Origin of the sequence: Caballeronia sp. GAWG1-1 (assembly GCF_023631465.1) — a bacterium.
Taxonomy (GTDB): domain Bacteria; phylum Pseudomonadota; class Gammaproteobacteria; order Burkholderiales; family Burkholderiaceae; genus Caballeronia.
Genome location: NZ_JALQDB010000029.1, coordinates 342,379 through 354,736, shown reverse-complemented (window position 1 = coordinate 354,736; position 12,358 = coordinate 342,379). Strand labels below are relative to the sequence as shown.

At 63.4% G+C, this 12,358-nt stretch carries 13 protein-coding genes; all 13 read left to right on the top strand.

Going from position 1 to position 12,358, the window contains the following annotated elements; translation table 11 throughout:
- Positions 1–187 precede the first annotated feature (187 nt).
- The 13 genes from NCT03_RS19635 to NCT03_RS19575 all read left to right on the top strand — a co-directional run bounded on the left by NCT03_RS19635 (position 188) and on the right by NCT03_RS19575 (position 12,331).
- Entirely contained in the window at positions 188–364 is a 177-nt protein-coding gene (locus tag NCT03_RS19635) for a Flp family type IVb pilin (RefSeq protein ID WP_244829391.1), read from the top strand.
- A 64-nt stretch (positions 365–428) separates the two neighbouring features.
- Positions 429–938 carry an A24 family peptidase gene (locus tag NCT03_RS19630; protein WP_250467343.1) on the top strand — a complete coding sequence of 170 codons (510 nt, stop codon included), beginning with the start codon at positions 429–431 and terminating at the stop codon, positions 936–938.
- Between the two features lie 12 nt (positions 939–950).
- Positions 951–1,928 carry a Flp pilus assembly protein CpaB gene (cpaB, locus tag NCT03_RS19625; RefSeq protein ID WP_244829393.1) on the top strand — a complete coding sequence of 326 codons (978 nt, stop codon included), beginning with the start codon at positions 951–953 and terminating at the stop codon, positions 1,926–1,928.
- A gap of 44 nt (positions 1,929–1,972) precedes the next feature.
- Positions 1,973–3,472, top strand: coding sequence for a type II and III secretion system protein family protein (locus NCT03_RS19620; RefSeq protein ID WP_250493559.1), 1,500 nt, complete (start codon positions 1,973–1,975; stop codon positions 3,470–3,472).
- A 10-nt stretch (positions 3,473–3,482) separates the two neighbouring features.
- A complete protein-coding gene (locus tag NCT03_RS19615; protein ID WP_250493558.1) occupies positions 3,483–3,863 on the top strand; it encodes a CpaD family pilus assembly lipoprotein in 381 nt (126 codons plus the stop codon).
- Positions 3,864–3,887: 24 nt separating this feature from the next.
- A complete protein-coding gene (locus NCT03_RS19610; RefSeq protein WP_250493557.1) occupies positions 3,888–5,108 on the top strand; it encodes a CpaE/TadZ family protein in 1,221 nt (406 codons plus the stop codon).
- Entirely contained in the window at positions 5,108–6,517 is a 1,410-nt protein-coding gene (locus NCT03_RS19605; RefSeq protein WP_244829397.1) for a TadA family conjugal transfer-associated ATPase, read from the top strand. The genes NCT03_RS19610 and NCT03_RS19605 overlap by 1 nt, the downstream gene beginning before the upstream one ends.
- Entirely contained in the window at positions 6,514–7,488 is a 975-nt protein-coding gene (locus NCT03_RS19600; protein ID WP_244829398.1) for a type II secretion system F family protein, read from the top strand. The genes NCT03_RS19605 and NCT03_RS19600 overlap by 4 nt, the downstream gene beginning before the upstream one ends.
- Positions 7,485–8,444 carry a type II secretion system F family protein gene (locus NCT03_RS19595; RefSeq protein WP_250493556.1) on the top strand — a complete coding sequence of 320 codons (960 nt, stop codon included), beginning with the start codon at positions 7,485–7,487 and terminating at the stop codon, positions 8,442–8,444. Before NCT03_RS19600 ends, NCT03_RS19595 begins: the two co-directional genes overlap by 4 nt.
- Positions 8,441–9,328, top strand: a complete 888-nt coding sequence (locus tag NCT03_RS19590) for a tetratricopeptide repeat protein (protein ID WP_250493555.1) — start codon at positions 8,441–8,443, stop codon at positions 9,326–9,328. The genes NCT03_RS19595 and NCT03_RS19590 overlap by 4 nt, the downstream gene beginning before the upstream one ends.
- 5 nt (positions 9,329–9,333) lie before the next feature.
- Positions 9,334–9,816 (top strand): TadE/TadG family type IV pilus assembly protein, encoded by a 483-nt coding sequence (locus NCT03_RS19585; protein WP_244829401.1) that lies wholly within the window; start codon positions 9,334–9,336, stop codon positions 9,814–9,816.
- Positions 9,813–10,490: a TadE/TadG family type IV pilus assembly protein gene (locus NCT03_RS19580; protein WP_250493554.1), complete on the top strand. Its 678-nt coding sequence runs from the start codon at positions 9,813–9,815 to the stop codon at positions 10,488–10,490. Before NCT03_RS19585 ends, NCT03_RS19580 begins: the two co-directional genes overlap by 4 nt.
- On the top strand, positions 10,490–12,331 hold the full coding sequence (locus NCT03_RS19575) for a TadE/TadG family type IV pilus assembly protein (RefSeq protein WP_250493553.1): 1,842 nt from the start codon (positions 10,490–10,492) through the stop codon (positions 12,329–12,331). Before NCT03_RS19580 ends, NCT03_RS19575 begins: the two co-directional genes overlap by 1 nt.
- The last annotated feature ends 27 nt before the right edge of the window (positions 12,332–12,358 follow it).

Genomic DNA, 12,358 nt, shown 5'->3' with positions numbered 1-12,358 from the left:
TATAAAGTTTTAGCGTTGTTTGCCGACAGCGGTCTAGTTCATTCATTTTAAAACGTCGAATTAAGGCCATTTCCGGCCTCTAAATGGCGAAGTAATTCCTTGTGGCTCTAGCTAGGATTGCTGTACCCGGTACCCCTAATGCCGGGCCGCACCTACCTACTCAATGCAAAAACAAGGAATGACCAAAATGACCAAGTTTTTCAAGAAATTCATCCGCGACGAACGTGGCGTCAGCGCGATGGAATACGCGATTCTGGCTGGGATCGTCGGCGTGGCGCTCGTCGCCGTGGCAGGCACGTTCAGCACCAGCGTTTCGGGCTGGTTCACGTACCTCAACACCAAGGTCACCGCCGCCCAGAAGTAACGACGTATTCGAGATCCGCGTCTCGCGGATCTCCCCCTTTCTTTCACTCGGTATCCGGTCCATCGTGCTGCTCGCATCCCTTGCCATCCGTCTCATCGTGCTGTGCGCGCTCTTGGTGCTCGCCGTCATCGATGTCCGTGCGCGTCGCCTGCCGACCGGGATCGTGCTTGCGATCGGCTCGCTCTTCTTTGTCGATGCGTTGCTGCGAAAGCTGTCGCTCGACGAGATCATCGCGCATCTGATACTCGCGTGTGTCGTGTTCGCGGTCTGCGCCGCGCTTTTCGCCGCAAAGATGCTCGGCGGAGGCGATGCGAAACTCGCGGCCGTCATCTTTCTCTGGGCTGGCGTCAGTCTGTCGCTGCCGGCTCTCACGCTCATCTCGCTGATCGGGACCGTGGTGTCCCTCGTCAGTCTCGCCACCCGCAACATGAAGGCCGATCAGACATCGTCGCCCATGCGCGCGCTGGCGATGTTCTCCGGCGCGCGCGGCGTGCCTTACGGCGTGGCGCTGGCGCTCGGCGGCGGTCTTGTGATCGTGCTGCCGGCCGCGCTTCCCTTGTTAATGACGCATTAGGCCGGCACTCACATGTCCAACTTCATCAAGTTCGCCGTTCTTCTCGTCGGCGCCCTGCTCATCGCTCTGGTCGTGCGTGTGGTGGTGGCAAGCGCGAGCAAGCCGTCCGCGCCCACCGTCAACACGGAGAAGGTGCTGGTCAGTGCAGCCGCCTTGCCGCAGGGCTTGCTCCTGCGTGACGAGGACATCACCTGGAAACCGATGCCGGCCAACGAAGTGCCGGTCAACGCCGTCGTGTCGGGCGCGCAGAACGCGCCGGAACTCAAGGGTGCGCTGTTGCGCCATCCGGTCGAAAGCGGCGCGGTACTCGTCGCCGACGACGTGATTCTGCCAAACGCGCCGGGCTTTCTCGCCGCGACGCTCAAGCCCGAGATGCGCGCCGTCTCCGTAGCTGTCGACGATGTCTCCGGCAATGCCGGCCTGATCCAGCCGGGCGACTACATCGACCTGATCCTCACGCAGCAGATGGACCGCCGCACCGATTCGCCGGACCTCGCGGTGTCGAGCGAAACGGTGGTCGAACATGTGCGCGTACTGGCCGTCGGTTCAGAAATCAAGCGCCCGAAAGCCAGCAGCGATGTACCCGATATGAGCGCGCGCGCGCGCACCGTCACGCTCGAAGTGACGCCGCGCATGGGCGAAGTCGTGGCGGTTGCCGCGCGCCTCGGCAGTCTCTCGCTCGCCTTGCGCTCGTTTGCTACTGCAAGTCGCGATCCGGCCGCCGCCGCCGCGGCAGCCAGCGCGACGTCGACCGAACGTCCGCCAATCTGGGCCGGCGACATCTCGCGCGCCGTTCGCTCGTTGCCGCACGCAAGCCGCGCGCCGCAGAGCGCGCCTGGCGTGGCCGCCGCGCCGCCCATGCCGCGCACCGTGATGGTTTATCGGGGCTCGGAAAAGTCGGATGGTCAGAACGTCGCCCAGGCGGCAGGCGGGGCGCCCGAGAACGCGCCACCGTTGCCCGGCGTTCCGTCGCTTCCCGTCCAGCGCTAATGCCCCAAGCCGGCGGTGATCCGGCGACCAAGGAAAAGATAGTCATGAAAACGCAGTTCAGTTGGAGATCGACGCCGATGCTGCCCACCGCGGCGAGCCTGCTCGCGCTCGTGTGCGCGGCATTCGGCCTGACGCCGCTCGCGCATGCCGCCGGCGCTCAGGTGATCAACGTCGCGGCTCGTCCGGGCGCGGGCGCCGTGCCGTCTAAAGGTGCCGTTACCGCCGAGGCAAGCCAGGGCGTACTCGCACTCGATGCAGGCAAAGGCTCGATGCTTCATCTGCCCGAGGACGCCGTTTCGGTGTTCGTGGCCGACCCGAGCGTCGCGGATGTGCAGGTGCCGTCGCCGCGCGCGGTCTTCGTGCTCGGCAAGAAGGCCGGTTCCACCACGGTCTACGCGCTCGGCGCGAACAACAAGCCGATCTTTCAAAAGACCGTTGTCGTGACGCGCGACATGGTCGCGTTGCGCGCCATGCTGAAGGCGCGCTTTCCCAACACGAATATCGATGTGAACGGCATACAGGGCTCGCTCATTCTGACGGGCCAGGCACAGAATCCCGCCGAGGCGGATACGGTCGTGCAGGCCATCACGCCGATGCTCGCGGACAAGGAAGTGCTCGTCAATCGCATGACCATCGACAAGCCCTTGCAGATTCAACTGCGCGTGCGGATCACGGAAGTGGACCGCAACGTGACGCAGCAGTGGGGCATCAACTGGCAGGCTATCGGCAGCGCGGCCGGCAACTGGTATAGCGGCATCTTCAGCGGCCGTCAGATCTACAACTACAACCAGCCCATCACGACTTCGTCGGGCTCGGTGACCTATCCGCTCAATCTCGCGACCAACAACGCTTACTCGCTGTTCGGCGGGTTCCGGACGGCCAACACCGATATCCGCGCGCTCGTCGATGCGCTGAATCAGGAAGGCCTGCTCACGGTGCTCGCCGAGCCCAATCTCGTCGCGCTTTCGGGCCAGACGGCGAGCTTCCTCGCGGGCGGCGAGTTTCCGATTCCGGTGTCGCAGATCAACGGCGCGATCACGGTCGAATTCAAGCAGTTCGGCGTCAAGCTCGACTTCACGCCGACCGTGCTCAACGACCGCCGCATCAGCCTGAAAGTGCGGCCGGAAGTCAGCCAGATCGACACGACGGCAAGCGTGACGACCAACGGCGTGACCGTGCCGGGCCTTTCGGTGCGCCGCGCGGATACCACCGTCGAACTGGCGAGCGGTCAGAGCTTCGCCATTGGCGGGCTGCTCCAGAGCAATACGACCGACCTCGTATCGCAAGTACCCGGCATCGGCTCGATCCCTGTGCTCGGCAAGCTGTTTTCCTCGTCGAACTACCAGAACAACAAGACCGAGCTCGTGATCATGGTGACGCCGTATATCGTCGAGCCGACCGATCCGGCCAAGCTGCGCACACCGATCGAGTCGCTGGTGTCGCCGAGCGGCGACATCGAATATGGTTTCGCCCGAATGTTTGGGGGCACCGAATCGGCACCGGGAAACCCTCGTCTCGTCGGCGCGGCCGGCTACGTCTATTGAGCCTGATGCCATGAACCACGCACGTTTCATTTCGTTCTTCACCGCCTGCTCGCTCGCTTTGCCGCTTGCTGGCTGCTTCATCAAGCCGCCCGTGAGCATGCCCGATTCACGCGTCATTGGTTACGACGGCAACGCCGCCGTGCCGCCCGACTGCGAGAAACTCACGCGCGCCTCGCTGTTGTTCGATTCCGGCGTGCGACGCCCGTCGATGCAATGGGGCTGTGCCACCTACACCAACCTCGCGGCGCAGGTCGCGAACCCGCAAGACCTCGTGAATCCGCAGACGCTCGGCCCCGCCGATGCCGCGGTCGCCGCGAGCGCCGTGCATCGCTATGAGACGGGTCAAGTGATTCCGCTCGACACCACGACGACTACGCGCAACGGCAAGTAAGCGCGCCTTCGAGACACCGACGCCATGAGCACCACTGAATTCTCGTTGATCAAAGGCAAGTCCGCCGTGCGGGCCGCGGACTTCATCGCCTTCGTCGCCGACCGCCAGACCGAGCAGGTTCTGAAAGCCTTCGTGCTGGAGCAGGCGTTGCCGCACGCGCATATCGCGGTGGGCAGTATCGACGAAGCCATCTCGCATGTCACCAAGCTCGAGCGTTCGCCGCAGTTTCTGCTGGTTGATTTGCACGACTCGGCGATGCCTCTGTCCGACCTCGGCCGGCTTGCCGAAGTGTGCGAGCCTTCGGTGCAGGTGATCGGCATTGGCGAGCGCAACGACGTCGGCCTGTTCCGCAGCCTACTCAAGATCGGCGTGCATGACTATCTCGTCAAGCCGCTGACGGTGGAGTTGCTCAAGCGCACCGTCAACACCGCCGACGGCAAGGTGACGCCGGTGACGCTCACGCGCACGGGCAAGACCATTGCGTTCGCGGGCACGCGCGGCGGCGTCGGCGTGACGACGCTCGCGCTCAATCTTGCGCGACATCTGGCAGACACCACGCATCGGCGGGTCGCGTATGTCGATCTGAACCTGACGGGCGGCGCCGCCAACTGCATGCTCGGCACGCAGAGCAACAATGGTCTTTCGGACGTGCTGGAAAACGCGCATCGTCTCGATCCCCAATACGTCGAGCGCACGCTGATGGCGAACGGCAGCCGTCTGTTCATGCTCACCGCGGATATCGACTACGGCGCCGAGCCGCCGTACAAGCCCGGTGCGCTCGCCCGCGTGATCGAACTGCTGTGCGACAGCTTTCACTATGTGATCATCGATATCGGCAATCCGAGCGCGCCGTTGTCGCAGGAAGCGTTGAACCATGCGTCCCGCGCGTATCTCGTGACCGACCGTTCCGTGCATTCGACGCGCGAGTCGATCCGCCTTTTGCGTTACATCGAGAATCGCGACAACAATCCGCCGACCTCGATCCTGCTCAATAACCCGAGTGCGGTGAGCGCGGGCAAGGTGCAGCCGAACGACTTCATGTCGGCGGTGGGCCGCTCCGTTCTGCATGAGATCCAATTCGAAGCCAAGGCGCTCGCCACCGCCGAAAACCTTGGCGAAGCGCCAAAAGATAAGACGCCGAACGGGTTCAATCAGGCTATTACGCGTATTGCGAGCGACCTCACCGGCCAGCAAGCTGCCGCCGGGCGCTCGTTGCTGCGCAAGTTCAGTCTGAGGAGAGGCTGATGTTCGGGCAGAAGCAGGCATCCCGGGCGACGCATTCTGCATTTGCACCGGCTCAAGAAGGAGCATCCGACCAGGCGAGTATTGCCGAGCCGGCCATTCCGGTGGCGGACGCGCCCGCGCGCTTGCACGTGGCGGAGAGCAGCGAATCGCTGGTGCGCTCGGATCTGTTCAAGGTGATTCGCGCAGGCGTGTTCGGTTCGATGAACGCATCGGTGGTGGTCGGCAAGACGCGCGAGCAGATGAAGCCGGGCATCGAGCAGCTCGTGATGGAGATAGCCGAGCGCGAAGGTCTGAACGTCACGATGTCCGAGCAGCAGCAGATCGTGGGCGAACTGCTCAACGACATGTACGGCCTCGGGCCGATCGAGCCGCTGCTCGCCGACGAGAGCATCACCGACGTGCTGGTGAACGGTCCCGATCAGGTTTATGTGGAACGCCACGGCCGTCTCGAACTCACGAACTGCAAGTTCCGCGACAACGCGCACGTGACCAACGTCGCGCAGCGGATTGCGGCGGGCGTGGGGCGGCGCGTCGACGAAAGCAGCCCGATGGTCGATGCACGTCTCGCGGACGGCAGCCGGGTCAACGTCGTGCTCCCGCCGCTCGCGATTCATGGCGCGTCGATTTCCATTCGGAAGTTTTCGAAGCGCAACATCACGCTGCACCGCATGGCGCAGCAGGGCAACATGTCCCTCGCGATGGCAACCGTGCTCAAACTCGCGAGCACGTGCCGGCTCAACGTCATCGTGTCGGGCGGTACGGGTTCGGGCAAGACGACGCTGCTCAACGCGTTGTCGCACTTCATCGGTCACGGCGAACGCACGGTGACGATCGAGGACGCGGCGGAACTGCAACTGGTGCAGCCGCACGTCGTGAGCCTGGAAACGCGCCCCGAGAATGCCGAAGGTCTCGGCGCCGTGACGCAGCGCGACCTCGTGCGCAATGCGCTGCGGATGCGCCCGGACCGCATCATTCTCGGCGAAACGCGCGGCTCCGAAGCGTTCGACGTATTGCAGGCCATGAACACCGGCCACGACGGCTCGATGACCACCATCCACGCGAACACGCCGCGCGACGGCATCACGCGTCTGGAGAGCATGGTGATGATGGCAAACGGCAATCTGCCGCTCCTGTCCATTCGCCGCCAGATCGCGAGCGCGGTGCACCTGATCGTGCAGATCGAGCGGATGCGTGACGGCATGCGCCGCGTCACGCGCATCACCGAACTGGTGGGCATGGAAGGCGACGTGATCATCACGCAGGACTTGTTCACGTTCCGCTACGACGCAACCGCCTACAGCGAGGAAGTGAAGGGCGCGTACGAATCGGCGGCGGTGCGCCCGGCGTTCTCGCAGCGCGCTCAGTACTACGGTCTCGAAGATGCATTGCTCGAGGCGATGCAGCCATGAACACGATCAACCTCGTCACGATCTGCGCGTTCGTCATTGCAATTCTCGGCGGCATGATGTTTTTCATCGTGCAGGACATGCGAAATAACCAGCCGCATGCGCGCATTCGCACGCGCATGCGCGAATCGTTCGAGATGCACGGTTCGCCCGAAAAGAACGCCAGCAAGAACGAGATCAACCTGTTCAAGGTCAAGAAGCAGGAGAGCGTGTACTCGCGCTTTCTCGGGCCCAAGGTCTCGCGCCTGAAAACGGTGGCGGGGAAGAACGGCATGCGAATCGTGATCGTCGCGGCGATTCTCGGCGAGCTGCTCGCCATCGGCATGGTGGACATCATGCCGCTGCCGAGTTTCGTCCAGCCGCTTCTGATCGTCTTCCTGCCGGTCTTCACGCTGGTCAAGGCGTACAACTTTCTCGTGGAGCGCTTTCGCCGCCGTTTTCTCAACGGCTTCCCGGAACTGATCGATCTGATCGTGCGCGCGGTGCGTGCGGGCGTGCCGGTCACGCACGTCATCACCACGGCAGCCGACGAATGCGCCGAGCCGCTCAGGAGCGAGTTCAGGATCATGAGCGATTCCCTGCAAGTGGGTCTAGACCTCGAGGAAGTGCTGACGGTGGCGGTCAAGCGGATCGAGATCGCGGACTTCTCGTTTTTCTGCGTGTGTTTGCTCCTGCAGCGGGAAACCGGCGGTCAGCTCGGCGAGACGCTCGAAAACCTGGCGAATATCGTGCGCACGCGCCGCGAGATTCGCGTCAAGACCAAAGCGCTCACAGGCGAGGCGCGCATCACCACCAAGATTCTGGCGGCGGTGCCGGCTTGCATTATCGGCAGCCTGTACTTCCTCAACCGCGACTACATGAAGGTGCTCACCAATACCGACAGCGGCAGCAAGCTCCTGACCTTCGCCGTGATCTCGATCGTCATGGGACTCATGGTCATCAACAAGATTTCGAAGCTGGATACCTCGCGATGAACCCGGAACAGATCCAGACGCTCATCAACCTGCTGATGCTGATTGCGCTCTTTGCCGGGCTCGCGGGTTGGTGGCTGACGCGCCATGGCGGCCAGCGCGGCCGCATTGCGGAGCGCACGCGGCTCGCGGCGCATGCCGAGCGCATCGACCTCGCTACCGGCAACGACGACGAACTCAACTTTCGCGCGCGCGTGATGCGCCGTCTCGCGCGCATTGGCGACAAGCTGCCGCTCTTCGACGCCAAGTATCGCCTGAAGCTGCGCAAGGAACTGATCAGAAGCGGTTATCGCAGCAATCTCGCCGTCTCGGTTCTGCTGGCGTCGAAATTCTGCGTGGGGCTCATCTGTGCGACGCTCACGGTCATGCTGGGCTCGCATATTCCGATGATCGGCGCGTATCCCGCGGTGCGCGGCGCGGCGATGCTGATGGTGTTCATCGTCGGCATGATCGTTCCGGAATATCTGCTGAATTTCGTGGGCGCCCGCCGCCGCAGGGCGATGGCCGCCTCGCTGCCCGACGCGCTCGACTTGCTCGTGATCTGCACCAACGCGGGCAATAGTCTCGGCGTGTCGATCCGTCGCGTGGCCGACGAACTCGCAAGCATCTGCCCGCCGCTTTCCGACGAATTTTCCCTTACCGCCGACGAACTGAAGCTTTCTGGCGACAGCACGCGCGCGTTGAACGGGCTCGCGGAGCGCATCGATCTGCCTTCGATCCGCGCGCTCATTTCCACCCTCACTCAGTCGATGCGCTACGGCACGCCGATCACGCAGGCGCTGCGCACGTTGTCGCGTACCGAGCGTCTGCAGCACATCGTCTCGCTGGAAGAAAAGGCCGCGAAGCTCGCCCCCAAGATGGTCGTGCCGATGATGCTGTTCATTCTCCCGGCCATTGTCGTGATTGCCGCGGGGCCGGCCGTGCTCCAACTACTGGACGTTATCGCCAGAACCAAATGAAGACCGACTTCTATCTTCGCCGCCTTCCCGTGCTTGCCGGCGCGGTGCTCATCGCGCTCGTCGCGAGCGGCTGCACGACCACTGCCACGACCTCGCATCAGGTGTCCGGCATGCGCTCCGTTTCGCAAGACGGCGCTCCCGGTGCGATGAGCGAATTGCGTATCGCCGAATCCGCGCTCGAATCCGGCAACATGGACATGGCGACCACGATCTACGAAAAGATCCTGCGGGCGAATCCGCGTTCGGTCGAAGCCATGACCGGCCTTGGCAACACGCTCTACTCGGTGGGCGACTTTACGCGCGCCGGCGTCTATTACAGCAAGGCGGCAGCCATCGATGGAAACGCCCCCGCGCCGCTCATCGGCATGGCGCGCGTGGCGATTCATCAGCGCCGTTTCGACGACGCCATCGCGACGTATCGGCATGTGCTCGCCGAAAGCCCGGACGATCCGCTTGCGGCCGCCGGTCTCGGCGCCGCGTACGACATGAAGGGCGACCACGCGACGGCGCAAGCCGTGCTGCGCGATGCGCTCAAGCGCAATCCCGGCGATACCTCGCTTTCCGTGAACCTGGGCACGTCGCTCATCATGGCGGGCAAGCCGCGCGATGGCGCGAACGTGCTGCTCGACGTGACGCGCTTTCCCGCCGCGCCGCCGCAAGCCCGCCAGGATCTCGCGCTTGCTTACGGTTTGCTCGGCAACGATGACGCCGCCGCCGAAATCCTGAGCCGCGATTTGCCGAAGGCGTCGGTGCAGGACAACCTGCGCTTCTACGAACTGCAGCGCCAGCGTATCGGCACTTCGGGCGCGTCGGACACAAGTGGCTCGAACGCAAGCGTGGCGCCCGTTGCTGCGCCGGCGGTGGCCGCCGTGAGCCTCAGGTGAGCGCCGTGCTTCATGCCCGGGCACACCGCAACGTGTCGCGCTTCTTGCGCGATGACGGCGGCAGCTCGCTGATCGAGTTCGCGATACTCGCGCCGCTCTCGTTCATCCTCATTCTGGCGACGATCGAATTCGGTCTCGACATGATGGTGGACGCCACCGTGCAGATCGCCGCGCAGCAAGCGTCGCGCGCCGGGCTCACGACCAGCGCGCCGGCGAGCGGAACGCGCGATCAGCAGGCGCAGAACCTCATCAACAACATGCTCGGCGGCTGGACCAACATCGGCGCGACGATAACGATCAATACGCTGACCTACGGGACTTACAGCAACGTGGGCACGAGCAACTACCAGAGCAGCATGGGCAATTTCGGCGATGTCGTGTCCTACAACATCACCTTGACCATGCCGCCCATCACCGGCATTCCCCGTATCTTCGGCGTCAACCAGTTGACGTTCCAGCGCAATTACATCGTGCAGAACGAAAAATGACCCACGCTCGCTCATCCGCTTCCGGGGCCGCCAGCGCGTCGCGCCGCCGCGGCTTTCTCTCCCGCCTGTGGCGCTCGAAGCGCGGCAGCGTCACGATCGAGTTCGTGATCATCTTTCCGTTGATGGCGCTGATCCTGACCGGCTTCGTCGAAGCGTACATGTATCTGCGCGCGGTGAGCGTGCTGGAACATGCGACCTTCACACTCGCCGATTCGCTCGGTCAGATGCCGCGCGTCATCAACGACAATTCCACCAGCAACGCCAATAACCTCGGTTCGCTGTGGTCGGCGGCCACGCTGCTCGCCGCACCCAATACGATCAACGGGCAGGGCGCGGTCATCATCACCTCGGTGTGCGACACCAATGCCACGACCTGCGTCTTGCCGCCGGGCAAGCCGGGGACGGATCCCGGCAAGGCCGTCGTTCACTGGCGCGCATCGGCGCCGTGGAACTTGTCGGGCCTGACGACCAAGGTGTCGAGCACCGCGCCGTTGCCGTCGACCTGGCCGTTTCGCGCGGGCGACTCGGCGATCATCGTCGAGATCTACTACCAGTTCAACCCGTTTGCCATGACCTCCGCATTCTGGAAGAACTCGGTCGGCACGCAGACGCTTTATCAACGCATCTACGTGCGCTCGCGAACCGGCCAGCCGCTCGACCTGGCGAGCTCCTGATGAAACGCCGACTCTTTCCGACACGCCGCGGCGCTTCCTTCTGCGCGACGCCCGCGCTGCGCGCGCCGTTCTTCGCCAACTTCGGTGGTCCCGCCGCACCCCGCACGCTCGCTCAACTCGTGCGTGGCGACGAGGGCGCGCTGACCGTGCTGTTCGCCGTGACCGCGAGCATGATGATCGGCACGCTGTGCACGGCGATCGACACCATCGACTATGCGCAGACGCAGGGCCGCATGCAGATGGCGCTCGACGTGGCGACGCTTTCGGCCGGTGCCGACCTCTCGCACTATGCAATGACAACGAGCGCGGACCTCGCTGCATGGCAGGCCGACGCGCGCGCCTATTACAACGCGAACATGCCGACGGGCTACATGTCGCTCACCATGCCCGACCAGAATTTCGCGGCGTCGGTGAGCGGGACGCCAGCCACCGGGCAGGTCATCAAGCTGTCGGCATCGGGTTCGGTGCCGCTCTACGCGCCGACCTTCCTCAACACCAAGTCGACATCGTCGAGTGGATCGGGTTCGGGCTCCGGAAGTTCGGGCAGCACCTTGCCCAGCACGCAAACTATCTCGGCGAGCAATACGGCGTTGCGCGTGCCCAAGAGCACGCTCGAACTCGCGTTGATTCTCGACAACACGGGCTCGATGGCTTCCGCCGCCGCCAAGGGCGGCAAGACGAGCAAGCTGAGCGGCCTTCAGGATGCCGCCAACTCGCTCGTGGCGAATATCCTTGGCGTGCAGGGCAACGACTCGTATATCGGGCTCGTGCCGTTCACGACGATGGTGAACGTCGGCTCGGCACTCAGTTCGAGCGGAACCTGGATGACGCAGACCACGAGTAAGCAGTTCGCCTACAACCCCACCAACATGTCGATGTCGAAGTGGGGTGGATGCGCGGTCGAGCCACGCGACACGGCCGGCAACGTCTATCCGAAGGCTTACGCGCCGAAGGATTCGCCGGGCTTCACGCCCTGGTATTTCAACGTGCCGTCTACTGGCTTCACGGTCCAGACTTACGACAACAACTGTAATCTGCAGAAGAACGGCACGACGGTCGTGAAGGGCGTGCCGCTCAGCTACGCGTATTACTACGCATCGCCGGGGCTTTGCCAGTCGAAGACGCCGACCACGGTGCCGACCAACTTCATGGCGCAGTATCCGTATTCGGGTACGGTCACTTATGACCAGAATGGCAGCGACTACGACAGCCGGCCATGCTCCATCCAGCCTGCCGTGTTCCTGACGCAAGACCAGAACGCGCTGACGACGGCCATCAACAACATGGTGGCCAATGGCTCGACTCTGATTCCGACAGGTCTGCTGTGGGGCTGGCGCATGCTTTCATCGGACTGGTCCAAGTCGGTGGCGGGCAGCAACAACGGCTGGATTTCGAACGACGGCACGCTGCCGCGTCCGGAAACGACGCAAGGGTTGCAGCGTGTCGCTATCGTTCTGACCGACGGCGAGAACGATCCCGGCGATCCGTCGGGGACCATGCCGCAGCCGTTCTTCAATCAGCTCGCGCTCGGCAATCAGACGCTCAAGTCGCCGACGGTGTACGACTCCACGGGTAACGCGCTGAACGGTTTGGTGTCCAGCCCGGACGACGTCAATACGTTCCAGCTCGGTATCTGTCAGGCAATGAAGAACAGCGGCATCATCATCTACGCGATCACTTTCGGCACCTACGGGACGGACTCGGCGAGCGTGGCTGCGCAAAACACGATGCAATCCTGCGCGACGAGCGGCAACTACTATCACGCACCCGACAACGCAACGCTCAATCAGATCTTCCAGCAGATCGCGGGCAACCTGGGTGTATTGCGTCTTACTCAGTAAGGGAAAGCGGCAGGCGGGCACGTGCGT

What these genes read in the sequence shown, in the direction of transcription:
- NCT03_RS19575 (WP_250493553.1), top strand. Translation starts at nt 10,490, where the DNA reads ATGAAACGCCGACTCTTTCCGACACGCCGCGGCGCTTCCTTCTGCGCG.
- NCT03_RS19595 (WP_250493556.1), top strand. Translation starts at nt 7,485, where the DNA reads ATGAACCCGGAACAGATCCAGACGCTCATCAACCTGCTGATGCTGATT.
- cpaB (WP_244829393.1), top strand. Translation starts at nt 951, where the DNA reads ATGTCCAACTTCATCAAGTTCGCCGTTCTTCTCGTCGGCGCCCTGCTC.
- NCT03_RS19615 (WP_250493558.1), top strand. Translation starts at nt 3,483, where the DNA reads ATGAACCACGCACGTTTCATTTCGTTCTTCACCGCCTGCTCGCTCGCT.
- NCT03_RS19605 (WP_244829397.1), top strand. Translation starts at nt 5,108, where the DNA reads ATGTTCGGGCAGAAGCAGGCATCCCGGGCGACGCATTCTGCATTTGCA.
- NCT03_RS19590 (WP_250493555.1), top strand. Translation starts at nt 8,441, where the DNA reads ATGAAGACCGACTTCTATCTTCGCCGCCTTCCCGTGCTTGCCGGCGCG.
- NCT03_RS19600 (WP_244829398.1), top strand. Translation starts at nt 6,514, where the DNA reads ATGAACACGATCAACCTCGTCACGATCTGCGCGTTCGTCATTGCAATT.
- NCT03_RS19635 (WP_244829391.1), top strand. Translation starts at nt 188, where the DNA reads ATGACCAAGTTTTTCAAGAAATTCATCCGCGACGAACGTGGCGTCAGC.
- NCT03_RS19580 (WP_250493554.1), top strand. Translation starts at nt 9,813, where the DNA reads ATGACCCACGCTCGCTCATCCGCTTCCGGGGCCGCCAGCGCGTCGCGC.
- NCT03_RS19620 (WP_250493559.1), top strand. Translation starts at nt 1,973, where the DNA reads ATGAAAACGCAGTTCAGTTGGAGATCGACGCCGATGCTGCCCACCGCG.
- NCT03_RS19610 (WP_250493557.1), top strand. Translation starts at nt 3,888, where the DNA reads ATGAGCACCACTGAATTCTCGTTGATCAAAGGCAAGTCCGCCGTGCGG.